Genomic DNA, 25207 nt, shown 5'->3' on the forward strand with positions numbered 1-25207 from the left:
AATAAAAAGAATGTTGATTTGTTAGCATTCTTTTTTATTTCAAATGTACTCTCAGAATTATTTATAGGGGGGCAAGATTGATAGCTAAAGGAGGTAATTTAACCTCGCTTAAATTTGATGCAATTGATGGAGCTATTAATTCATTACCGGGAGTAAGTATTAGTTTTGTAATTGTTTTTTCTCAGGCTAAATGGTCTGGAGCTGAAACCAAGGATGCTGCATTGATGGCAGGTAAGGCAGGATTACGAACCCTAGCTATGGGAACGAGTATCTATGTTGCGTCACAACAATTTGCAAAAATATTTACAAAACAAATTAATGATTATTTTGGAAAAAAAGTTACGGCTGAAGTGGTTGCAAGACGAGTTGCACCAGTGATATCGTTCGCTGTCATTATGGCACCAGATATTTTTGAAGCGCTTGTTGGAAGAATTTCTTCACAGCAACTATTAAAAAATGCAGCGGTTGCTGGTGGCGGTATGATGGCAGGAGCAATTATTGGTAGTATTGCAGGAGGATTTGGTGTTAAACTCATTGCGGATCAATTTATAGAAGACGATCGTGTGGAAATGTTTGCTCAATTAAAAGAAGAGTTTATTGATGTTGTGATGGTTATTTCGTTATCTCAGAAAGAGTTTAATAAAATCCAAGAAGATGTCTTTAATGAACAATTAGAAAGTTTACTGAAGGACATATTCCAGAGGAAAGAAAATAGTCGAACTTATGCGAAAGAGTTTGTTGAGGAAAAAGTTAAATCTGTCATAAAAGATAGAAAACGAGTTGAATTGAAGGAAATTATTGAGGCTGTTCAAGTAATAAATGATGTTCAAGACTCATCGGAATCAGGATTGAAACAAAATGATGGTGCCTGGTACTATCTAAATAATAGCGGTTCTTTAGCAAAGGGTTGGATTCAAGATAATGAACATTGGTACTATCTAAATGATGAAGGTGCCCTGGTAACAGGTTGGTTTAAATATAATGACGTCTGGTATTACTTAAAAGATAATGGAGCTATGGCGATAGGTTGGATTCAAGATTCAGGAAAATGGTATTATTTAAAAGAAGACGGATCAATGGTAACAGGTTGGTACCAAATTGGCGAAAAATGGTATTATTCATATTCATCAGGAGAACTCGCAGTTAGCACTATCATAGACGGGTATAGAGTTAATGAAAATGGGGAATGTATTGATTAAATTGAATATTTGAGATAAAATCACTTTTAATACAACCTGCCCAGTGGGCAGGGTTTTTTTAGTGTTCTAGGAAATTATCAAACCAGAATTTTGATTCAAAAGTATTATTTTAAGAGAGAAATCTCTAATTTCATAATCTATAGGCAAACGCTTGCATTCTAGTTTTTATTGGACTATAATAGGTTGGTATAAAGCCTTCTGTAGTAATAAAATGTAGAAGTTGTAGAAAGTAAGGATTTAGATATTTGTAGTCAAAAATACAATGTTGCTATTCCTTGCGATAGGGAGAGATTTATGGCAATGATAGAAGTGGAACATCTTCAGAAAAATTTTGTGAAGACAGTGAAGGAGCCGGGGTTAAAGGGAGCTTTGCGCTCCTTTATTCATCCTGAAAAGCAGACCTTTGAAGCGGTCAAGGATTTGACCTTTGAGGTTCCCAAGGGGCAGATTTTAGGCTTTATCGGGGCCAATGGTGCTGGGAAGTCGACAACCATCAAAATGCTGACAGGAATTTTAAAACCGACATCTGGTTTTTGTCGGATTAACGGCAAGATTCCACAGGACAATCGTCAAGACTATGTCAAGGATATCGGGGTTGTCTTTGGACAACGCACCCAGCTATGGTGGGATTTGGCACTGCAAGAGACCTATACGGTCTTGAAAGAGATATACGATGTGCCAGACTCGCTCTTTCATAAACGCATGGATTTTTTGAATGAAGTCTTGGATTTGAAGGAATTTATCAAGGATCCCGTGCGAACTCTTTCACTGGGGCAACGGATGAGGGCGGACATTGCGGCTTCCTTGCTTCACAATCCCAAGGTTCTCTTTTTAGATGAGCCGACCATTGGTTTGGATGTTTCGGTCAAGGACAATATTCGTCGGGCAATTACTCAGATCAATCAAGAGGAAGAAACAACCATTCTCTTGACCACTCACGACCTGAGCGACATTGAGCAACTCTGTGATCGAATTTTTATGATTGATAAGGGGCAAGAGATTTTTGATGGAACGGTTAGCCAGCTCAAGGAAACCTTTGGCAAGATGAAGACTCTTTCCTTTGAACTGGTGCCAGGTCAAAGTCATCTCGTCTCTCACTATGAAGGCTCTTCGGATATGACCATTGATAGACAAGGAAACAGCCTCAATATTGAATTCGACAGTTCCCGCTACCAGTCGGCTGATATTATCAAGCAAACCCTGTCTGATTTTGAAATCCGCGATTTGAAGATGGTGGATACGGATATTGAGGATATTATCCGTCGCTTCTATCGAAAGGAGCTCTAAGATGGTCAAATTGTGGAGACGTTATAAACCCTTTATCAATGCAGGGATTCAGGAGTTGATTAGCTATCGAGTCAACTTTATTCTCTATCGGATTGGTGATGTCATGGGAGCTTTTGTGGCTTTCTATCTCTGGAAGGCGGTCTTTGATTCCTCGCAAGAGTCTTTGATTCAGGGCTTTAGCATGGCAGATATCACCCTTTACATCATCATGAGTTTTGTGACTAATCTTTTGACCAGGTCAGATAGCTCCTTTATGATTGGGGAGGAGGTCAAGGATGGTTCCATTATCATGCGTTTGTTGCGACCAGTGCATTTTGCGGCTTCTTACCTCTTTACAGAGCTTGGATCCAAGTGGTTGATTTTTATCTCTGTTGGACTGCCATTTTTAAGTGTCATTGTCTTGATGAAAATTTTATCTGGGCAAGGAATTGTAGAAGTACTGGGATTAACCATCCTTTATCTCTTTAGCTTAACCCTAGCCTACCTGATCAATTTTTTCTTTAATATCTGCTTTGGATTTTCAGCCTTTGTCTTTAAAAATCTATGGGGTTCCAATCTACTCAAGACTTCTATAGTGGCCTTTATGTCTGGAAGTCTGATTCCCTTGGCTTTCTTTCCAAAGATTGTTTCTGATATTTTGTCCTTCTTGCCTTTTTCATCTTTGATTTATACTCCAGTTATGATCATTGTTGGGAAATACGATGCCAGTCAGATTCTTCAGGCGCTTTTGCTACAGTTCTTCTGGCTCATAGTGATGGTGGGCTTGTCTCAGTTGATATGGAAACGAGTCCAGTCCTTTATCACTATTCAAGGAGGTTAGTATGAAAAAATATCAACGCATGCATTTGATTTTTATCAGACAATACATCAAGCAAATCATGGAATACAAGGTCGATTTTGTGGTGGGCGTGTTAGGAGTTTTTCTGACTCAAGGCCTGAACCTCTTGTTTCTCAATGTGCTCTTTCAACACATTCCTTCCTTAGAAGGCTGGACTTTTCAAGAAATCGCCTTTATCTATGGATTTTCCTTAATTCCCAAGGGACTAGATCATCTCTTTTTTGACAATCTCTGGGCTCTGGGGCAACGTTTGGTGCGAAAAGGAGAGTTTGACAAGTACCTGACGCGTCCTATCAATCCTCTCTTTCACATCTTGGTTGAGACCTTTCAGATTGATGCCTTGGGCGAACTATTGGTCGGTGGAATTTTACTAGCGACAACAGTATCAAGCATTGCTTGGACTCTTCCAAAATTCCTGATTTTTCTAGTCTGCATTCCTTTTGCGACCTTAATCTATACTTCCTTGAAAATCGCGACTGCCAGTATCGCTTTTTGGACCAAGCAGTCAGGCGCCATGATTTACATTTTTTATATGTTTAATGACTTTGCCAAGTATCCGATTTCCATTTATAATTCGCTTCTTCGTTGGTTGATTAGCTTTATCGTGCCTTTCGCCTTTACGGCCTACTATCCTGCCAGCTATTTCTTGCAGGACAAAGACGGGCTCTTTAACATTGGTGGGTTGATGTTGATTTCCCTTGTTTTCTTTGTTATTTCTTTAAAACTCTGGGATAGGGGCTTGGATGCCTACGAAAGTGCGGGTTCGTAAGAGATAAGATAGGATGAGAGTTAAAAATTAAATATGTTACAAACAACCGTTGAAAATTATAGCGGTTGTTTTTGCATGTTTATTAAGGCATAAATTCTATCCATACCCCTTTTTGCGATTTTGGTAGTTATTCCAGTTAATTGCTACTATTTTTGATGGTGTGAATGTGCTGATAATGTATCCCAGTTAACTACGAAAGTTTTGGGTTTATATTTTTTAATGTACATTAAAAAAAAAATTAATGCGTGTTAATTTTTCTTGACTTAAAATTTTTTAATTGATATACTATTTTTCAGAGAGCTAACAATTATATATAAATGTACTACTCTATCCCACTAGATAATACGTCATAAAACTTTTTATAACAAAGGCTAGCAAGGTTAAAGTTTTCTATCTATTGGGTTTAAAATAAAAAATGAAGGAATTATAATGAAAAAAAGTACGGTATTGTCATTAACTACTGCTGCAGTTATTTTAGCAGCATATGCCCCCAATGAGGTAATTTTAGCAGATGCACCTAGTTCTGAAGATGCTTTAAGAATTTCTGATAAAGAAAAAGTAGTAGCAGATGCACCTAGTTCTGAAGATGCTTTAAAAATTTCTGGTAAAGAAAAAGTAGTAGCAGATAAAGAAACAGAAAAAAATGAACAATCTGAAGAACTTCATAATGTTATAGAAACTTCAAAGGATACTGAGGAGAAGAAGACAACAGTTATTGAGGAAAAAGAAGTTGTTAGTAGAAAGCCTAAGATAGACAAAAAAACTAGTAACGAAGGAGCAAGTATCAAAGAAGACTCCAATCAATCCAAAGGAGATGATGCGAACTCATTTGTAAATAAAGATACAGAAAATCCTAAAAAAGAAGATAAACTTGTCTATATTGCTGAATTTAAAGATAAAGAATCTGGAGAAAAAGTAATTAAGGAACTATCCAATCTTGAGGATACAAAAGTTTTATATACCTATAATACGATTTTTAATGGCGCTGCCATTGAAACAACTCCAGATAATTTGGACAAAATTAAACAAATGGAAGGTGTTTCGTCGGTTGAACGATCACAAAAAGTCCAACCAATGATGAATCATGCCAGAAAGGAAATTGGAGTTGAGGAAGCTATTGATTACCTAAAGTCTATTAATGCTCCATTTGGGAAAAATTTTGATGGTAGAGGTATGGTCATTTCAAATATCGATACTGGAACAGATTATAGGCATAAGGCTATGAGGATCGATGATGATGCCAAAGACTCAATGAAATTTAAAAAAGAAGATTTAAAAGGCACTGATAAAAATTATTGGTTGAGTGATAAAATCCCTCATGCGTTCAATTATTATAATGGTGGTAAAATCACTGTAGAAAAATATGATGATGGTAGGGATTATTTTGACCCACATGGGATGCATATTGCAGGGATTCTTGCTGGAAATGATACTGAAAAAGATATCAAGAACTTTAATGGCATAGATGGAATTGCGCCTAATGCACAAATTTTCTCTTATAAAATGTACTCTGACGCAGGATCTGGGTTCGCGGGTGATGAAACAATGTTTCATGCTATTGAAGATTCGATCAAACACAATGTCGATGTTGTTTCGGTATCATCTGGCTTTACGGGAACAGGTCTTGTAGGCGAGAAATATTGGGAGGCTATTAGAGCATTAAGAAAAGCTGGAATCCCAATGGTTGTTGCTACAGGTAATTTTGCGACTTCTGCTTCAAGTTCTTCTTGGGATTTAGTAGCCAATAATAATCTGAAAATGACAGATACTGGAAATGTAACACGAACTGCCGCACATGAAGATGCGATAGCGGTCGCTTCTGCTAAAAATCAAACCATTGAGTTTGATAAGGTTAACATTGGAGGACAAAGTTTTAAATACAGAAATATAGGAGCTTTTTTCGATAAAAATAAAATCCTAACAAATGAGGATGGGTCAAAAACTCCAAATAAATTAAAATTTGTATATATAGGCAAAGGTCAAGACAAAGATTTGATAGGCTTGGATCTTAAGGGCAAAATTGCAGTAATGGATAGAATTTATACCAAGGATTTAAAAGATGCTTTTAAAAGAGCAACGGATAAAGGCGCACGTGCCATTATGGTTGTAAATACTGTAAATTACTACAATAGAGATAATTGGACAGACCTTCCAGCTATGGGATATGAAGCGGATGAAGGGACTACTAGTCAAGTATTTTCAATTTCAGGAGATGATGGTGTAAAATTATGGAACATGATTAACCCTGATAAAAAAACTGAAGTCAAAAGAAATAATAAGGAAGATTTTAAAGATAACTTAGAACAATACTATCCAATTGATATGGAAAGCTATAATTCTAATAAACCGAATGTAGGTGATGAAAAAGAAATTGACTTTAAATTTGCAGCTGACACAGACAAAGAACTTTATAAAGAAGATATTATAGTCCCAGCAGGGTCTACATCTTGGGGGCCAAGAACAGACTTGCTTTTAAAACCGGATGTTTCAGCACCTGGTAAAAATATTAAATCCACTCTAAATGTTATCAATGGTAAATCCACTTATGGTTATATGTCAGGAACTAGTATGGCAACTCCAATCGTAGCAGCTTCTACTGTTTTGATTCGACCAAAATTAAAGGAATTGCTTGAAAGACCTGTCTTGAAAAATCTTAAGGGAGATGACAAAATAGACCTTACAAGTCTTACAAAAATAGCTCTACAAAATACTGCAAGACCTATGATGGATGCAACCTCTTGGAAAGAAAAGAGTCAATACTTTGCATCACCTAGACAGCAGGGAGCGGGGCTAATTAATGTTGCCAACGCTTTGAGAAATGAAGTTGTAGCAACTTTCAAAAATACAGATTCTAAAGGTTTGGTAAATTCATATGGTTCCATTTCTCTTAAAGAAATAAAAGGTGATAAAAAATACTTTACAATTAAGCTTCACAATACCTCAAACAGACCTTTAACCTTTAAAGTTTCTGCATCAACTGTAACTACAGATGCTCTAACTGATAGGCTAAAACTCGATGAAACATATAAAGATGAAAAATCTCCGGACGGGAAGCAAATTGTTCCAGAAATTCACCCAGAAAAAGTCAAAGGAGCAAATATCACATTTGAGCATGATACTTTCACTATAGGTCCAAATTCCAGCTTTGATTTAAATGCGGTTATAAATGTTGGAGAAGCTAAAAACAAAAATAAATTTGTAGAATCATTTATTCATTTTGAGTCAGTGGAAGAAATGGAAGCTCTAAACTCCAACGGTAAGAAAAGAAACTTCCAACCTTCTTTGTCGATGCCTCTAATGGGATTTGCTGGGAATTGGAACCACGAACCAATCCTTGATAAATGGGCCTGGGAAGAAGGATCAAAATCAAAAGCAATGGAAGGTTATGATGATGATGGTAAACCAAAAATTCCAGGTACCTTAAATAAGGGGATTGGTGGAGAACATGGTATAGATAAATTTAATCCAGCAGGAGTTATCCAAAATAGAAAAGATAAAAATACAACATCCCTAGATCAAAATCCAGAATTATTTGCTTTCAATAACGAAGGAATCAACGCACCTTCATCAAGTGGCTCTAATATTGCTAAAATCTATCCTTTAGATTCAAATGGAAATCCTCAAGATGCTCAACTTGAGAGAGGATTAACGCCTTCTCCACTTGTATTAAGAAGTGCAGAAGAAGGGGTGATTTCAATAGTAAATACAAATAAAGAAGGAGAAAATCAAAAAGACTTAAAAGTCATTTCGAGAGAACACTTTATTAAAGGAATTTTAAACTCTAAAAGAAATGATGCAAAGGGCATTAAATCTTCTAAGCTAAAAGTTTGGGGTGACTTGAAATGGGATGGACTCATTTATAACCCTAGAGGTAGAGAAGAAAATGCCCCAGAAAGTAATGACAAAAAAGATCCTGCTACTAAGATACGAGGACAATTTGAACCGATTGCGGAAGGCCAATATTTCTATAAATTTAAATATAGATTAACCAAGGATTACCCATGGCAGGTTTCCTATATTCCTGTAAAAATTGATAACACCCCTCCAAAGATTGTTTCAATTGATTTTTCAAACCCTGGAAAAATTAAGTTAATTACAAAGGATACTTATCACAAGGTCAAAGAGCAATATAAGAATGAAACGCTATTTGCGAGAGATCAAAAAGAACATCCTGAAAAATTTGACGAGATTGCCAACGAAGTTTGGTATGCTGGGGCCGCTCTTGTTAATGAAGATGGAGAGGTTGAGAAAAATCTTGAAGTCACTTATGCAGGTGAGGGTCAAGGACGAAATAGAAAACTTGACAAAGACGGAAATACCATTTATGAAATTAAAGGTGCAGGAGATTTAAGAGGAAAAATCATTGAAGTGATTGCATTAGACGGTTCTAGCAATTTCACAAAGATTCATAGAATTAAATTTGCTGATCATGCTGATAAAAATGGGATGATTTCCTATTATCTAGTAGATCCTGATCAAGATTCATCTAAATACCAAAAGCTTGGCGAGATTTCCGAATCTAAATTTAAAAATTTAGAAAATAGAAAAGAGGATAGTCTTAAAAAAGATACAACTGAAGTAGAACATCATCAAGAAAATGAAGAGGCTACCGAAGAAAAATCTAGCTTGACTATTCATAAAACAATTTCAACAATTAGAGACTTTGAAAGCAAAGATTTAAAGAAACTCATTAAAAAGAAATTTAGAGAAGTTGATGACTTTACAAGTGAAACTGGTAAGAGAATAGAGGAATACGATTATAAATACGATGATAAGGGAAATATCATTGCTTATGACGATGGTAGTGCCTTAGAATATGAAACTGAAAAACTTGATGAAATCAAATCAAAAATTTATGGCATTCTAAACCCATCTAAAGATGGACACTTTGAAATTCTTGGAAAGATCAGTAATGTTTCTAAAAATGCCAAGGTATACTATGGAAATAACTATAAATCGATAGAAATCAAAACGACCAAGTATGATTCCCATTCAAAAACGATGACATTTGATTTATACGCTAATATTAATGATATTGTGGATGGATTAGCTTTTGCAGGAGATATGAGGTTTTTTGTCAAAGATGATGGTCAGATAAAAGCTGAAACTAAAATTAGAATGCCTGAAAAAAATAAGGAAACTAAAGCAGAATATCCGTATGCATCAAGTTATGGGAATGTAATAGAATTAGGAGAAGGAGATCTTTCAAAAAATAAACCAAATAATTTAACGGACATGGAATCTGGTAAAATCTATTCTGATTCAGAAAAACAACAATATCTATTAAAGGATAACATCATTCTGAGAAAAGGCTATGCACTAAAAGTGACTACCTATAATCCTGGAAAAACGGATATGTTAGAAGGGAATGGAGTCTATAACAAGGAAGATATAGCAAAAATCCAAAAGGCCAATCCTAATCTAAGAGTTTTATCAGAAACAACAATTTATGCTGATAGTAGAAATGTTGAAGATGGAAGAAGTACTCAATCAGTATTAATGTCGGCTTTGGACGGCTTTAACATTGTAAGGTATCAAGTGTTTACATTTAAAATGAATGATAAAGGGGAGGCAATCGATAACGATGGAAATCTTGTGACAGATCCTTCTAAACTTGTATTATTTGGTAAGGATGGTAAAGAGTACACAGGAGAGGATAAGTCCAATGTAGAAGCTATAAAAGAAGATGGCTCTACGTTATTTATTGATGCAAAACCAGTAAATCTTTCAATGGACAAGAACTACTTTAATCCATCTAAAACTAATAAAATTTATGTACGAAATCCAGAATTTTATTTAAGAGGTAAGATTTCTGATAAGGGTGGTTTTAACTGGGAGTTGAGAGTTAATGAATCGGTTGTAGATAATTATTTAATCTACGGAGATTTACACATTGATAACACTAGAGATTTTAACATTAAGCTTAATGTTAAAGACGGTGACATCATGGACTGGGGGATGAAAGACTATAAAGCAAACGGATTCCCAGATAAGGTAACAGATATGGATGGAAATGTTTATCTTCAAACTGGCTATAGCGATTTGAATGCGAAAGCGGTTGGAGTACATTATCAATTTTTATATGATAATGTCAAACCAGAAGTAAAGATTGATCCAAAAGGAAATACTAGTATCGAATATGCTAATGGAAAATCTGTAGTCTTTAACATCAATGATAAAAGAAATAATGGATTCGATGGTGAGATTCAAGAACAACATATTTATGTTAATGGAAAAGAATACAAATCATTTGATGATATTAAACAACTAACAGATAAGACACTAAACATTAAGATTGTTGTAAAAGATTTCGCAAGAAATACAACCGTAAAAGAATTCATTTTAAACAAAGATACGGGAGAGGTAAGCGAATTAAAACCTCATACGGTGACTGTGACAATTCAAAATGGAAAAGAAATGAGTTCAACGATAGTGTCGGAAGAAGATTTTATGTTACCTGTCTATATGGGTGAATTAGAAAAAGGATACCAATTTGATGGTTGGGAAATTTCTGGTTTCGAAGGGAAAAAAGACGCTGGCTATGTTCTTAATCTATCAAAAGATACCTTTATAAAACCTGTATTCAAGAAAATAGAGGAGAAAAAGGAGGAGGAAAATAAACCTACTTTTGATGTATCGAAAAAGAAAGAAAAAACACAATCTAATTCAACTAATGATGTCAACAGTATTGTTTCTGATGAAAATGATAAAAACTTTGAAATTAACAAGAACATTTATCTAAATGAACAAGGAAACTTAACTAATAAAAATACCAACATCAATAGTAAATCAACTAGTAACAATCCTAATGAGTTGCCAAAAACCGGAACAGCAAGCGGAGCCCAGACACTATTAGCTGCCGGAATCATGTTTATAGTAGGAGCTTTTCTTGGATTGAAGAGAAAAAATAAAGATTAAGACAAAAGCTATAGAAAAAATGGTTTATGTACTGAGATTAGATAGTGAGGTGATGACATAGTTTTGTGAAAGTATTGATTTATAAATATATTATTTAGATTTCTATGAAAATGGGAGATTTAATAGAGATATATGTAAAAGCCTTGTCTCAGGACAGGCTTTTTCTAATGGAGATAAAAATTTCTTGACATCTATTCTCAGAGTGCTATACTAAAAGGGTAATCGCCGATTTAGCTCAGTTGGTAGAGCAACGCACTCGTAACGCGTAGGTCACAGGTTCAAGCCCTGCAATCGGCAGAATCAAGAAGTCCAAACGGGCTTCTTTTTTTGTAAATATAGGAAAGGTGGAACGTTTGAGATAGGTTCTATTTAACGTCAGAAACTCCTACTTATAAATTAAAACTAAAATTTATATTTTGTGGTATAATATATTTTAATAAGCACTTGTTTTCGTTCCGTTTTAGAGGACTATAGGCTGTTAATTATTCTAGAAATTTTTGCTTTGATTTTTTTAAAAAGTCATAAAAGTTCATGGATAGTAACGAATGAAGTCTCGCAAACTTGGCTGAATATAAATCAAAAAGGAGAAAATTATGAATAAGAAAGAACGGGAAAGACAATTTGAAGAGATTAACGGACGTAAGCGGTCAGAATCAAAGTTGACTCCAAATAAAAAAATAAAAATCTATATTGGCATAGCACTCGCTGTTTTAGTCACTCTTATCTTGGTAAGTATTTTCTCATATTTTCTGATTGTAAAGAAAGAGTCAAATCAAGCATCGTCTGCTGTTTCAACTACAGAGTCAACAAGTCAATCGTCTACAAGCCAAGGAAAGACAGATGAGACTGATAAGGATAAACAAGAGGAAATTCAGAAACTCAAGGATCAACTGACTGCTTTAGATACCAAAATTACGGAAGCAGAAGCATTTGTTAGCAAGTTCAAGAAAGAAACTGCTGTTCCAAAATTAGATATTGAAGCAATTAAGAACAATGACTTGTCTAGTTTAGAAGGTACTTGGCGTAGTCAATCTGGTAATGAATACATTATTAATGATTCTGGAGAAGTACGTGCGACTTGGTTTACAAATGATCAAAAGTACGAATCTGTAGTTGGATTAAAGGTATCAAAAGGACAAGATAATCGTAACCCTGAGACAGCGTCTATCAGTGCATGGGTAAAAGATTCTGTTGCTGGAGGATTTGTAATAGTAGCTGTGCCAAGTGGAGTCGTTATGCAACCTGCTGATGACGGAAAGATTACGGATAAAAGCAATCATACTGAGGAAAGACTACTTTCAGGACAAGATTATGGGTCTATGTTAATGAAACCAGAAAATGTTTATTATCGTGTGAAACCAGATACCAGTAAACTTGAGGAAGCAGAAAAGAACTTAGCTCAACTACAAGCAGACCGTGAATCAATCAAATCTTCTCTAGAGCCAAAGGAAAAGAAAAACTAGATGGTATTCGTTCAAAAATACTGTTACAATCGGCAGAATCAAGAAGCCCATTAGTGCTTCTTTTTCTTTTGTTACAAATATTCAACCACTTAGACAGAGATATTGACCAGATAGGCAAAAGGGCTTGTTCTTGAAAAATTCCTCTGCTATAATGGTTCATGTAAGGGGCGTGAGGGGTCAGTATCAGACAACTCAAGAACCTAAAAAAGAAAATGGAGACAAAAAAATGAAAAAATTATTAGGACTTGTATTTTTAGTAGCAGCAGCGCTAGTATTGTATTTCGGTTCTGTTGGATGGCCAAGTTTGGATGTCAACCTCTGGTCACTCATTCCGGTAGGATTGTTCCTCTATTTCACACTAGAAAACTTTTTGAAAAAAGATTACAAGGCTAGTCTGATGTGCTTGATCATTGCCTTTATCATCGCAAATGCTATTTTTGATCTTTTGCCAATTTCAAGTGGTTTGGTGATTGGTGCTGGTGTGCTAGCTTGTGTAGGAATTGGCTACCTCTTTCCTGATAAGGATAAAAAAGAAGATAAATAAAAAGTCTCGAGATTTCTCGAGACTTTTTTTATCGACCAGCGTAATATTTTTGGATCCCCTTTACGATGCCTGCGACCAGTTTGTCTTGGTAGTGGCTATCTCTGATTTGTTGGTTTTCGGAGAAATTATCCATATATCCAAGCTCTAGGAGAACGGCTGGTTTGGCGGTTTCGCGTAGTACGGCATAGCTGCTCTCCAACAGGCCAGCATCCTTGGCTCCTGTTTCTGCTAGAAGAGAGGAGTGGATGGCAGCGGCGAGGCGTTTGCTTTCACTCATACGATCAGGGTGATTGTGCCAGTATTTATTAATCTTACTTGGATAATCAGGTTCATCGCTATAGGAGTAGGTTTGAATACCGCTCGCTTTTGAGTAGGTATTACCAGTAGCGTTGAAGTGAATACTGATAAAAATATCAGAGTTGGTCTTATTAACCATACGAGAACGTTCGGTAACAAAATCAACGTCAATATCACTATCACGAGAAGTGAGGACCTTGTAGCCTAGTTCTTCTAACTTAGTACGAAGCTTACGGTAAATCTGCATGTTGAGATCTTTTTCAGCTACATTGTAGTAAAAGGCACCTGAATCTCGACCACCGTGTCCAGGATCTAGGAAGATGGTATTGCTGTATAGTCCTTTTGTAAATCCACCTTCAGTTGAAACTTCAGAAATCCATTGGCCGTATTTTTGGAACAGGTGTTCCTTACCGTCTATCTTGTAAGTTCCTGAAACATAATGCCCATTATCATCTAGGTAGTAGCGTGCTTTGTCAGAGTTATCGTAAATCCATTCGCTCTTTGCCATGTAACCACCTGACTTGAGGTAGTATGCTCCAATCCACTCCTGATTTGCATAACGGCCATCCGCTTTTAGATAGAACCAGCTCTTGTAGGCTTTATCGAAGATCCACTCATTCTCCGCCATGGCTCCACTGGTTTTAAGGTAGTAGCTTTCTTTCCATTTGTCTGCTAGCATTCCACCATTCTGGTCAAATGAGTACCAGGAACCTTGAATCTTTTGCCAGTTGTCTTGGATATATCTCCCTGACCCGTTCGCATAGAACCAAGTATCCTTGATTTTGACCCAGTTGTTTTCTGCCATAGCTCCACTCTGGTTGAAGAGGTAGCCCTTGAAGGTTGTCGCACTCAGCATTCCACCGTCTTTGTCAAAGTAATACCAAGAACCGTTGACTTTCTCCCATTTATCCTGCGAGATCTTTCCAGAAGGAGCGACATAGTACCAAATTTGATCTAATTTTGTCCAGCCCTTTTCCGCCATAGCCCCGCTTTTTGTGAGCAGATAGCCGTCAACGGCAGTGTTGCTGAGCATGCTTCCAGTTTGGTCAAAATAGTACCAAGAACCATTGATTTTTTTCCAAGTGTTCTGAGCAAGTCGTCCAGAAGGATCAGCATAGTACCATTGATTGTCCAGTTTGGTCCAGCTATTTTCTATCATGACACCATCTTGGTCAAAGGCATAACCTTTGTAGATAGTAGAATGAAGACGATTACCATCTTGATCGAAGTAGTACCATTTGCCTTGGATTTGTTTCCAGTTCAAAGCAGGTTTATCATCTTGGTAAAAACGCCAGTGGTGATTTTCTTGGTACCATCCTTCTTTTTTGGGCTTGTCTTCTTGCACATTTACTTTCGGAAGAACTTCTGATTTAGAGTTTTCCTCAACACTCGATTCCTTCTTTTCTTCTTTGGCAATTGCTTCCTTGACAGCAGATGTGGATTGAGTAGTGTTTTCTTCTCCTAAGACGGATGCGGGTGCTAATCCTGCGATTGAAAGGATTAAAGCACTGGTCAGTAGTATCTTTTTCACTTTTTATTTCCTAACTTTTTCTTTTCTCTTTTTCATTTTTCCTATTAATTATCGAATTGAACTTCTTCTAGTAAGTATTCGATAAAGCGTTCGCCCATCTTAGACAGGCTGGTTTTTTCATGCTGGATATAGACTAGTTCAATCGGGTCGTCAATGTCCAGTGGAATGGAAACGATATTGTCTCCGTTGAGGTTGCTGTTCAATATCCCTGTTGCAATGGTGTAACCATCCAAACCAATCAAAAGATTAAAGAGGGTGGCACGGTCACTGACTACGATGGATTTCTTGTGGTGCTCTTGTGAAAGAATCTCCTCTGAAAAGTAGAAGGAGTTGTGCGTCCCCTGGTCGTAACTGAGGTAAGGAAAATCTTCTAAATCAGCCAGTTTGACCTTGTCTTTTTTAGCTAGAGGATTGGTCTTGCTAACAAAGATATGGGGTTGAGCGGTAAAGAGGTGGTGGGCTAAGAGGTGATTGTCATCTAGCATTTTCGTTAAAACATCGCGGTTGTAGCTGTTTAAAAAGAGGACACCGACCTCGCTACGGAAGTTCTTGACGTCATCGATAATCTCCCAAGTCCGAGTTTCACGAAGGAAGAGCTCGTATTTCTCCATATCACTTTTCTTGAGCAGAGAGACAAAGGCATTGACTACAAAGGCATAGTGCTGAGAGGAAACGCTGAAAAGTTCGCGGTGGGCGATAGGATTTTTATAGCGTTCTTCCAGAAGCTGAGTTTGCTCAACGACCTGACGGGCATAGGAGAGAAACTCCATCCCATCACGAGTCAAGGTAATGCCCTTGGGATTGCGGATAAAGATTTCAATGCCCATTTCATTTTCCAAGTCTCGAACGGCATTAGAGAGACTTGGTTGGGTGATAAAGAGTTGCTTGGCTGCTTCATTCATAGAGCCAGTTTCGACGATTTTGATAATATAGTGTAATTGTTGAATTCTCATGCTTTTATTGTACCACACTTGGTGAAGAATGAGCAAAGAAGATGAAAGGAAGAGAGGAAAGCCCCAAACTGGTATTGAAAAAAAGTCTAAAATCTGTTAGAATGAAAGCTATGAAAACATTCTATGATGTGCAGCAATTTCTCAAACAGTTTGGCATTATTGTTTACATGGGGAAGCGCTTGTATGATATTGAACTGATGAAGCTCGAACTCTCTCGGATCTATGATGCAGGTCTGATGGACAAGCTAGACTATCTAGAGGCGGAAGCTGTTCTTCGTAGAGAGCACAAGATAGAATTAGACTACATAGAGAAAAATGGAGATAAGAACTTATGACAATTTGGGTTTTGTGGGGAATCGTACTAGCGATGGCGGCATGGATGGGTTATAACTACCTTCGTATTCGTCGTGCGGCTAAGATTGTGGATAATGCAGAATTTGAAGCCTTGATTCGAAAAGGGCAATTGATTGATGTCCGTGAACCAGCAGAATTTCACAGAAAACATATCCTCGGAGCTCGCAATATTCCTTCAAATCAGTTGAAGTCAAGCCTTGCAGCCCTTCGTAAGGATAAACCTGTCCTTCTCTACGAAAACCAACGCGGACAACGAGTGACCAATGCAGCACTTTATTTGAAGAAACAAGGTTTCTCTGAGATTTATATCCTTTCTTATGGATTGGATTCTTGGATTGGGAAGGTCAAGACTAGCTAAGATTCTGTAAAAAACTGTCGAATGATAGATAAAGCTAGCATTTTATGGTATCATCATTTATATTAAATTTAAGGAGATTTTGTAATATGAATTCACAACAAAAGAAAAAACCTTCACTTATTTTAGGTATCTTATCTATCGTCCTTGGTTTGCTATCGCCAATAGTGGGTCTGATTTTGGGGATCATAGGATTGGTCTTGGCTTTTTCATACCAAAAAGAATCTGGACTAGACTATAAAACAGAAAAAATTCTCAATATCGTAGGACTTGTAATTTCTGTACTTAACTGGATTGCAGCCATCGCATTAGTTTTTAGATAAGTAAAAACAAAAAAAGCTTTAAACATAAAGCTTTTTTCTTTTATCCACTTTTCTCTAAGTAGTTTTTAATGATTTCCGATTCCTCTGGATTCAAGGGACGGTATTGCCCTTCTGCTAGTTCTGGGTCTAATGTAAAGTCACCGAATTGGATTCGTTTTAGGGCAGTCACCTTGACACCAACTGATAGAAACATCTTCTTGACTTGATGAAATTTGCCCTCAGAGATAGTGATGGAGGCCCGGCTCTCTGTTGGGCTTGCGGACAGAATTTCAAGCTGAGCAGGTTTACAAGTGGTCCCATCTAAAAAGACAATTCCATCCTTGAACTTTTGGATATGGTCTGACGTGAGCGGTCCGTTTACTACCACTTGATAGGATTTATCGACATGGTACTGGGGATGAAGGAGTTGGAAGCCAAGAGGTCCATTGTCTGTCAAAAGCAGCAGTCCCGTGGTATCGCGGTCTAATCTGCCGACAGCATAGAGCTGGTCAGACTGGCTGTCAGGTGGAAGGAGGTCCATGACGGTTGGAAGTTTCTTATCCTTGCTAGCTGTAACGACTCCGTTTGGCTTATGAAGCATGAGGTAGGTGTGCTCGTAGCCTTGGATTTGTCGTCCTTGAAAGACTAATTTCTGCAACCCAGTGTCGACATTTTGAGCGAGTGAGCTGGCTGGACAATCATCTACTAGGATTTCTTTTTTTAATAGAGCCTGTTTCATAGCCTTGCGACTGACCTTTTCTTGGGCTAATAATCTATCTAAACGCATACCAGCTTATCTTATCATAAGTCTCTGACTTTGAAAAGAGTTGTCTTGACTAGAAAAGCAGAGTGAAAACATTTACACTTAGCTGAACTGTGATTTTTGAATGAGACTGTGGTATAATTGTTCAGTTAGAAATAAAAATTTAATTATTAGAGGAAATCATGACAAAATTAAGAGAAGATATCCGTAACATTGCGATTATCGCCCACGTTGACCACGGTAAAACAACCCTCGTTGACGAATTATTGAAACAATCTGAAACTCTTGATGCACGTACTGAATTGGCAGAGCGCGCTATGGACTCAAACGATATCGAAAAAGAGCGTGGAATTACCATCCTTGCGAAAAACACTGCCGTTGCCTACAACGGAACTCGTATCAACATCATGGACACACCAGGACACGCGGACTTCGGTGGAGAAGTTGAGCGTATCATGAAAATGGTTGACGGTGTTGTCTTGGTCGTGGATGCCTACGAAGGAACCATGCCACAAACTCGTTTCGTATTGAAAAAAGCCTTGGAACAAGACCTTGTCCCAATCGTGGTTGTTAACAAAATCGACAAACCATCGGCTCGTCCAGCAGAAGTAGTAGACGAAGTCTTGGAGCTCTTCATTGAGCTTGGTGCAGACGATGACCAGCTTGATTTCCCAGTGGTGTATGCTTCAGCTATCAACGGGACTTCTTCATTGTCAGATGATCCAGCTGATCAAGAAAAAACAATGGCACCAATCTTTGATACCATTATCGACCATATCCCTGCTCCAGTGGACAACTCAGATGAACCGTTACAGTTCCAAGTCTCACTCTTGGACTACAATGACTTCGTAGGTCGTATCGGTATCGGTCGTGTCTTCCGTGGTAGTGTGAAAGTTGGAGACCAAGTTACCCTTTCTAAACTAGATGGTACAACGAAGAACTTCCGTGTTACAAAACTTTTCGGTTTCTTTGGTTTGGAACGTCGTGAAATCCAAGAGGCCAAAGCAGGTGACTTGATTGCCGTTTCCGGTATGGAAGATATCTTTGTTGGTGAGACGATTACACCGACAGATGCAGTTGAGCCTCTTCCAATCCTTCACATCGATGAGCCAACGCTTCAAATGACCTTCTTGGTCAACAACTCACCATTTGCTGGTAAAGAAGGTAAATGGGTGACTTCTCGTAAGGTAGAAGAACGCTTGCAAGCAGAATTGCAAACAGACGTTTCCCTTCGTGTTGAACCAACGGATTCACCAGATAAATGGACTGTTTCAGGACGTGGAGAATTGCACTTATCAATCCTGATCGAAACCATGCGTCGTGAGGGTTATGAACTTCAAGTATCTCGTCCAGAAGTTATCGTAAAAGAAATTGACGGTGTCAAATGCGAGCCATTTGAACGTGTTCAAATCGATACTCCAGAAGAATACCAAGGTTCTGTTATCCAAAGCCTTTCTGAACGTAAGGGTGAAATGTTGGATATGATTTCAACTGGTAATGGTCAAACTCGTTTGGTCTTCCTAGTTCCAGCGCGTGGATTGATTGGTTACTCAACTGAGTTCTTGTCAATGACTCGTGGTTACGGTATCATGAACCATACCTTTGACCAATACTTGCCACTCATCCCAGGTGAAATTGGTGGACGTCACCGTGGTGCCCTTGTTTCTATCGATGCTGGTAAGGCTACAACATACTCAATCATGTCTATCGAAGAACGTGGAACCATCTTTGTCAACCCAGGTACTGAGGTTTACGAAGGAATGATCATCGGTGAAAACTCTCGTGAAAACGACTTGACCGTTAACATCACTAAGGCCAAACAAATGACCAACGTTCGTTCAGCTACCAAGGACCAAACAGCGGTTATCAAGACACCTCGTATCTTGACCCTTGAAGAGTCTCTTGAGTTCTTGAACGATGATGAGTACATGGAAGTAACGCCTGAGTCTATCCGTTTGCGTAAACAAATCCTTAACAAGGCAGAGCGCGAGAAAGCCAACAAAAAGAAAAAATCAGCTGAATAAGAGCTAGAAAGAGATAAAGATGGTCTATTTAATCATAGGGATACTCTTATTACTACTCTATGTATTTGCGACACCCCAAAGTATCAAAGGAACAGTCAACATCGTTATCTTGGTCTTTGTAGTTGTTGCACTCTTGATTTTGCTGATGTTGTCCATCTTGCAAATCTTCCAATTACCGACAGAATTCTTTGTCACAATCGCCATGCTGGCTCTAGCCTACTTTAGCTTGAGAGACATTACGCTCATGCCTGTGAAAAAGAGCAGAAGAAGATAAATAGAAAGAGAGCTACGGCTCTCTTTTTCTATGCTAGAATGAGGACTAGAGCATTTTCGTTTAGTATTATTTCCATAAAAATGGTAAAATAGTAGGAGTAGAAATGGAGTTTGAGACATGAAAGTAATCGATCAATTTAAAAATAAGAAAGTACTTGTTTTAGGTTTGGCTAAGTCTGGTGAGTCTGCGGCCCGTTTGCTAGACAAGCTGGGTGCTATTGTGACAGTAAATGACGGCAAGCCTTTTGAGGAAAATCCTGCTGCTCAAAGCTTGCTGGAAGATGGGATAAAGGTTGTCACTGGTGGGCATCCTTTGGAATTATTGGATGAAGATTTCGCTCTGATGGTGAAAAATCCAGGTATCCCGTATAGCAATCCCATGATTGAAAAGGCATTGGCAAAGGAGATTCCAGTCCTTACTGAGGTGGAATTGGCTTACTTGATTTCAGATGCTCCAATTATCGGTATCACTGGTTCAAATGGGAAAACAACCACAACGACGATGATTGGGGAAGTTTTAACTGCTGCCGGCCAACATGGTCTTTTGTCAGGAAATATCGGCTATCCTGCTAGTCAAGTGGCTCAAACTGCGACAGCCAAGGACACGCTCGTCATGGAACTTTCTTCTTTCCAACTAATGGGTGTCCAAGAATTCCATCCTGAGATTGCGGTTATTACCAACCTCATGCCCACTCATATCGACTATCATGGTTCTTTTGAAGAGTATGTGGCAGCTAAGTGGAATATCCAGAACAAGATGACAGCGGATGATTTCCTTGTATTGAACTTTAACCAAGATTTGGCAAAAGAATTGGCTACTAAAACACAAGCCACTGTTGTTCCATTTTCAACAAAGGAAAAGGTTGATGGAGCTTATCTGGAAGATGGTCAACTCTGCTTCCGTGGAGAAGTGGTGATGCTAGCTAGTGAAATCGGTGTTCCAGGTAGCCACAATGTAGAAAATGCCCTTGCGACCATTGCTGTAGCCAAGCTTCGTGGTGTAGACAACCAAACCATCAGGGAAACTCTTTCAGCCTTTGGTGGTGTCAAACACCGTCTCCAATTTGTGGATGAAATTCAGGGTGTCAAATTCTATAACGATAGCAAGTCAACCAATATCTTGGCTACTCAAAAAGCCTTGTCAGGATTTGACAATAGTAAGGTTATCTTAATTGCAGGTGGTTTGGACCGTGGCAATGAGTTTGACGAATTGGTGCCAGATATTACTGGGCTCAAGAAGATGGTTATCCTCGGTCAGTCTGCAGAACGTGTCAAACGGGCAGCGGATAAGGCTGGTGTGACTTATGTAGATGCGACAGATATTGCTGATGCGACCCGCAAGGCTTATGAGCTTGCGACTCAAGGAGATGTGGTTCTCCTCAGTCCTGCCAATGCTAGCTGGGATATGTATGCTAACTTTGAAGTACGTGGAGATCTTTTCATCGACACAGTAGCGGAGTTAAAGGAATAATATGAAAAAAATTGTCTTTACAGGTGGGGGGACGGTTGGACATGTCACCCTCAACCTTTTGTTAATGCCCAAGTTCATCGAAGACGGCTGGGAAGTTCACTACATTGGTGATAAACACGGAATCGAACACCAAGAAATCCTCAAGTCAGGCCTGAATGTGACCTTCCACTCTATTGCGACTGGGAAGTTGCGTCGCTATTTCTCTTGGCAAAATATGCTGGATGTCTTCAAAGTTGGTTGGGGAATTGTTCAATCGCTCTTTATCATGTTACGACTGCGTCCACAGGCTCTTTTTTCTAAGGGAGGATTTGTCTCTGTACCGCCGGTTATCGCAGCGCGAGTGTCAGGAGTGCCTGTCTTTATTCATGAATCTGACCTGTCTATGGGCTTGGCCAATAAAATCGCCTATAAATTTGCGACTAAGATGTATTCGACATTTGAGCAGGCTGCTGGTCTCGCAAAAGTCGAGCATGTGGGGGCAGTGACCAAGGTTTCAGATCAAAACACTCCTGAACCAGATGAATTGGTGGATATCCAAACCCACTTTGATCCTAAATTGCCAACGGTATTGTTTGTCGGTGGTTCTGCAGGAGCTCGTGTTTTTAACCAATTGGTGACTGATCATAAGCAAGAACTGACAGAGCGCTACAATATTATCAATCTCACTGGAGATTCTAGCCTCAATGAGTTGAGTCAAAATCTCTTTCGTGTTGATTATGTGACGGATCTCTATCAACCTTTGATGGAGATGGCAGATGTGGTGGTAACGCGTGGTGGTGCCAATACGATTTTCGAACTCTTGGCCATGGCGAAACTCCATCTCATCGTACCATTGGGTCGTGAAGCAAGTCGAGGAGACCAGATTGAAAATGCTGCCTATTTTGTTAAGAAAGGCTACGCAGAAGAACTTCAAGAAAGTGACTTGACCTTGGAAAGCTTGGAGGCGAAACTCAGTCACTTGCTTAGTCACAAGGATCAATACCAAGCTAGCATGAAAGCTTCGACTGAATTGAAATCTCTTGCAGATTTTTACGATCTACTAAGAAAAGACCTAGCATAAGGAATATCAATGTCAAAGGATAAGAAAAAAGAATCAAACCAGAAGCAAGAATTGTCTGAATGGCAGAAACGAAACCAGGAATACCTGAAGAAGAAGGCTGAGGAAGAAGCTGCCCTTGCTGAAGAGAAGGAAAAGGAAAAACAAGCTCGTAAGGAAGCCAACTCGAAACTATTGGAGGAATCCAAGAAATCATCGAGTGAGTCAGATGAGGAAGCCTCAAGTCCAAGCAAGGAACTATCCGAAAAAGAAGAAAAATCTCAAAAGGATGACCGGAAAGTCAAAGAGGGAAAAGAGAAGAAGAAAAAAGAAAAACCAGAGAAACCAGCCAAACCTAAAATTGCGCCTGTTCATATTTGGCGAGCTGTGAGTATCTTGGTACCCAGTGTCCTGGTCCTCCTTCTTTCAGTCTATCTATTGACTCCACTTTCGACCATCAAAAATATCGAGGTTAAGGGGAATAGTAACACCCAGGCGGATGACATCAAACAGGCTTCTGGGATTCAAGATAGTGACTATACTTTAGCTCTATTGTTGGATAAGGAAACATACGCTGAGCGAATCAAGTCCAATCATTGGATAGAATCAGCGAAGATTAACTATCAATTTCCGACTAACTTTACGATTGAGGTTAAGGAATTTGATATTGTTGGTTATTATGTGTCTGGTGAAGAGTATTATCCAATTCTTTCTAGTGGTACAGTAGAGTCAACTCCTGTTGATCGCTTAAACTTGCCTGAGACTTATCTGACAGTTACCTTTAACGATGAGCAGCAGGTGAAAAAGCTGATAACAGGATTGTCTACCATCAGTGAGGATATCAAGAGTCAAATCCAGAAAATCGAATTAGCGCCGAGCAAGGCAACAGCAGATCTTTTAAAAATTACTATGCTGGACACAGATGAGGTTTTGGTTCCCTTGTCAGAATTGAGCAAGAAATTGCCTTATTACAGCAAAATCAAGCCCCAATTGACAGAACCGAGTGTAGTCGATATGGAGGCTGGAGCATACAGCTATACCATAGCGGATAAGCTGATAGAAGAAGCAGAAGAAAAAGCCAAGCAAGAGGCTAAGGAAGCTGAGAAGAAAAAACAGGAAGAAGAAAAGAAAAAACAAGAAGAACAGGGAAATCAAAGTCAAACGAGCCAGCAGTCACAGAGTCGTTAGACTAACTTTTTCTCTTGATTTTTGAATGGTATAGAAGTCCAGTTTCAAGTTTTTGCTTGACAAGTCCTACTATAAATAATAGAATAGAAAAAAACCTTTAAAGCAGTCCAGAGAGGCAGCTAAGGTTAGACGGTGAAAGGGTGGAGACTACCCATTTTTCGTGGAACCTTGCTGTTGGCAGGTTCCTTTTTTCGTGGTTTATTTTTGACCATACTCTCTTGCTCGTAAAGGTAAAAGGAGAAAGGTATGTGTGAACATCGTCCAGTTATTGCTCTTGATTTTCCTATTTTTGAGGCGGTCAAGAAATTTTTATCTCTTTTCCCAGCAGAAGAAAGTCTTTATCTAAAAGTAGGGATGGAGCTTTATTATGCGGAAGGTCCGGAAGTTGTCCGTTATTTGAAGTCACTGGGGCATAGTGTCTTTTTGGACCTCAAGCTACATGATATTCCCAATACAGTTAAATCGGCTATGAAGGTCTTATCTCAGCTTGGTGTGGACATGACCAATGTTCATGCTGCTGGTGGTGTGGAGATGATGAAGGCTGCGCGTGAAGGTCTTGGAAAAGAAGCAAAATTGATTGCTGTCACTCAATTGACTTCAACTTCTGAAGAACAAATGAGAGACTTTCAAAATATCCAAACCAGCCTGCAAGAGTCTGTGATTCACTATGCCAAGAAGACAGCTGAAGCGGGCTTGGATGGTGTCGTTTGCTCGGCTCAGGAAGTGCAACTCATCAAGCAGGCTACCAATTCAGATTTTATCTGTTTGACACCGGGAATCCGTCCAGCGGGAGCTGCGGTTGGGGACCAAAAACGCGTCATGACGCCAGCGGATGCTTATCAAATCGGTAGTGACTATATCGTAGTGGGACGTCCCATTACCCAAGCTGAGGATCCTGTTGTAGCTTATCATGCTATCAAGGATGAATGGAACCAAGACTGAAATGAAAGAAATAGATTATAAAAACAAAAGGAGAATACTATGACACTTGCTAAAGATATCGCTAGCCACCTCTTGAAAATCCAAGCCGTTTACCTCAAACCAGAGGAGCCTTTTACTTGGGCATCTGGTATCAAATCGCCGATTTATACTGACAACCGTGTGACGCTTGCCTATCCAGAAACTCGTAGCTTGATTGAAAATGGTTTTGTGGAAGCTATTAAAGCAGAATTTCCAGAAGTAGAAGTGATTGCAGGAACAGCGACAGCAGGGATTCCACACGGAGCTATCATCGCTGACAAGATGAACTTGCCTTTTGCCTACATCCGTAGCAAACCAAAAGACCACGGAGCTGGTAACCAAATCGAAGGTCGCGTAGCACAAGGTCAAAAGATGGTTGTTGTTGAAGACCTCATTTCAACGGGTGGGTCTGTTCTTGAAGCCGTAACAGCAGCTAAACGCGAAGGAGCCGATGTTCTTGGTGTCGTAGCTATCTTCAGCTATCAATTGCCAAAAGCAGATAAGAACTTCGCAGACGCTAGTGTAAAATTGGTGACTCTTTCAAACTACAGTGAGCTGATCCACCTAGCCCAAGAAGAAGGTTACATCACACCAGAAGGACTCGACCTCCTAAAACGCTTTAAAGAAGACCAAGAAAATTGGCAAAACGCTTAAAACATAGAAAATCAGGTAGTCGCTAGGA

At 38.8% G+C, this 25207-nt stretch carries 20 protein-coding genes and 1 tRNA gene; 18 read left to right on the forward strand and 3 right to left on the reverse strand.

Annotated features, from left to right (window positions below; all coding sequences use genetic code 11):
• Window positions 1-77 precede the first annotated feature (77 nt).
• The 8 genes from B7720_RS09840 to B7720_RS06195 all read left to right on the forward strand — a co-directional run bounded on the left by B7720_RS09840 (window position 78) and on the right by B7720_RS06195 (window position 13018).
• A complete protein-coding gene (locus B7720_RS09840; protein WP_275655577.1) occupies window positions 78-1199 on the forward strand; it encodes an N-acetylmuramoyl-L-alanine amidase family protein in 1122 nt (373 codons plus the stop codon).
• A 294-nt stretch (window positions 1200-1493) separates the two neighbouring features.
• On the forward strand, window positions 1494-2486 hold the full coding sequence (locus B7720_RS06165) for an ABC transporter ATP-binding protein (protein WP_084857099.1): 993 nt from the start codon (window positions 1494-1496) through the stop codon (window positions 2484-2486).
• 1 nt (window position 2487) lies between these two features.
• Window positions 2488-3306, forward strand: a complete 819-nt coding sequence (locus tag B7720_RS06170) for an ABC transporter permease (protein WP_070569106.1) — start codon at window positions 2488-2490, stop codon at window positions 3304-3306.
• Window position 3307: 1 nt separating this feature from the next.
• Entirely contained in the window at window positions 3308-4093 is a 786-nt protein-coding gene (locus tag B7720_RS06175) for an ABC transporter permease (protein WP_049520929.1), read from the forward strand.
• A gap of 429 nt (window positions 4094-4522) precedes the next feature.
• Window positions 4523-11011 (forward strand): S8 family peptidase, encoded by a 6489-nt coding sequence (locus tag B7720_RS06180; RefSeq protein ID WP_042902555.1) that lies wholly within the window; start codon window positions 4523-4525, stop codon window positions 11009-11011.
• A gap of 224 nt (window positions 11012-11235) precedes the next feature.
• Window positions 11236-11308: transfer RNA gene (locus B7720_RS06185), tRNA-Thr, on the forward strand.
• A 296-nt stretch (window positions 11309-11604) separates the two neighbouring features.
• The gene (locus B7720_RS06190; protein WP_049518940.1) at window positions 11605-12474 is read left to right on the forward strand and encodes a DUF6287 domain-containing protein; all 870 of its coding nucleotides are present in this window, start codon (window positions 11605-11607) and stop codon (window positions 12472-12474) included.
• 226 nt (window positions 12475-12700) lie between these two features.
• Window positions 12701-13018, forward strand: a complete 318-nt coding sequence (locus B7720_RS06195) for a hypothetical protein (protein ID WP_042902605.1) — start codon at window positions 12701-12703, stop codon at window positions 13016-13018.
• A gap of 28 nt (window positions 13019-13046) precedes the next feature.
• Here the strand turns inward: B7720_RS06195 and B7720_RS06200 are convergent, their stop codons facing one another.
• A complete protein-coding gene (locus B7720_RS06200) occupies window positions 13047-14846 on the reverse strand; it encodes an N-acetylmuramoyl-L-alanine amidase (RefSeq protein ID WP_084857100.1) in 1800 nt (599 codons plus the stop codon).
• Window positions 14847-14890: 44 nt separating this feature from the next.
• A complete protein-coding gene (locus B7720_RS06205) occupies window positions 14891-15799 on the reverse strand; it encodes a LysR family transcriptional regulator (RefSeq protein ID WP_001222578.1) in 909 nt (302 codons plus the stop codon).
• 41 nt (window positions 15800-15840) lie between these two features.
• On the opposite strand from B7720_RS06205, the gene B7720_RS06210 reads away from it, so the two are divergent.
• The 3 genes from B7720_RS06210 to B7720_RS06220 all read left to right on the forward strand — a co-directional run bounded on the left by B7720_RS06210 (window position 15841) and on the right by B7720_RS06220 (window position 16831).
• Entirely contained in the window at window positions 15841-16134 is a 294-nt protein-coding gene (locus tag B7720_RS06210) for a YqgQ family protein (RefSeq protein WP_049477930.1), read from the forward strand.
• Window positions 16131-16511, forward strand: a complete 381-nt coding sequence (locus tag B7720_RS06215) for a rhodanese-like domain-containing protein (RefSeq protein ID WP_070569096.1) — start codon at window positions 16131-16133, stop codon at window positions 16509-16511. The genes B7720_RS06210 and B7720_RS06215 overlap by 4 nt, the downstream gene beginning before the upstream one ends.
• Window positions 16512-16597: 86 nt before the next feature.
• Entirely contained in the window at window positions 16598-16831 is a 234-nt protein-coding gene (locus B7720_RS06220; RefSeq protein WP_070569094.1) for a hypothetical protein, read from the forward strand.
• A 40-nt stretch (window positions 16832-16871) separates the two neighbouring features.
• Here B7720_RS06220 and B7720_RS06225 read toward each other — a convergent pair whose 3' ends face one another.
• Window positions 16872-17597 (reverse strand): 16S rRNA pseudouridine(516) synthase, encoded by a 726-nt coding sequence (locus B7720_RS06225; RefSeq protein WP_084857102.1) that lies wholly within the window; start codon window positions 17595-17597, stop codon window positions 16872-16874.
• A 158-nt stretch (window positions 17598-17755) separates the two neighbouring features.
• Between B7720_RS06225 and typA the strand changes: the two genes are divergently transcribed.
• The 7 genes from typA (at window position 17756) to pyrE (ending at window position 25179) form a co-directional block, all read left to right on the forward strand.
• Window positions 17756-19597, forward strand: a complete 1842-nt coding sequence (typA, locus tag B7720_RS06230; protein WP_084857104.1) for a translational GTPase TypA — start codon at window positions 17756-17758, stop codon at window positions 19595-19597.
• Window positions 19598-19616: 19 nt separating this feature from the next.
• Window positions 19617-19871, forward strand: a complete 255-nt coding sequence (locus B7720_RS06235; protein ID WP_000262661.1) for a DUF3165 family protein — start codon at window positions 19617-19619, stop codon at window positions 19869-19871.
• 117 nt (window positions 19872-19988) lie between these two features.
• Window positions 19989-21341 carry a UDP-N-acetylmuramoyl-L-alanine--D-glutamate ligase gene (murD, locus tag B7720_RS06240; RefSeq protein ID WP_084857106.1) on the forward strand — a complete coding sequence of 451 codons (1353 nt, stop codon included), beginning with the start codon at window positions 19989-19991 and terminating at the stop codon, window positions 21339-21341.
• Window position 21342: 1 nt separating this feature from the next.
• Window positions 21343-22401 (forward strand): UDP-N-acetylglucosamine--N-acetylmuramyl-(pentapeptide) pyrophosphoryl-undecaprenol N-acetylglucosamine transferase, encoded by a 1059-nt coding sequence (locus B7720_RS06245; protein WP_084857107.1) that lies wholly within the window; start codon window positions 21343-21345, stop codon window positions 22399-22401.
• Between the two features lie 9 nt (window positions 22402-22410).
• Window positions 22411-23565: a cell division protein FtsQ/DivIB gene (locus B7720_RS06250; RefSeq protein WP_061587728.1), complete on the forward strand. Its 1155-nt coding sequence runs from the start codon at window positions 22411-22413 to the stop codon at window positions 23563-23565.
• 246 nt (window positions 23566-23811) lie between these two features.
• Window positions 23812-24507 (forward strand): orotidine-5'-phosphate decarboxylase, encoded by a 696-nt coding sequence (gene pyrF, locus B7720_RS06255; protein ID WP_084857109.1) that lies wholly within the window; start codon window positions 23812-23814, stop codon window positions 24505-24507.
• 39 nt (window positions 24508-24546) lie between these two features.
• Window positions 24547-25179: an orotate phosphoribosyltransferase gene (pyrE, locus tag B7720_RS06260; protein WP_061587730.1), complete on the forward strand. Its 633-nt coding sequence runs from the start codon at window positions 24547-24549 to the stop codon at window positions 25177-25179.
• Window positions 25180-25207 lie beyond the last annotated feature (28 nt).

Source organism: Streptococcus oralis subsp. oralis, from assembly GCF_002096455.1.
GTDB lineage: Bacteria > Bacillota > Bacilli > Lactobacillales > Streptococcaceae > Streptococcus > Streptococcus oralis_CY.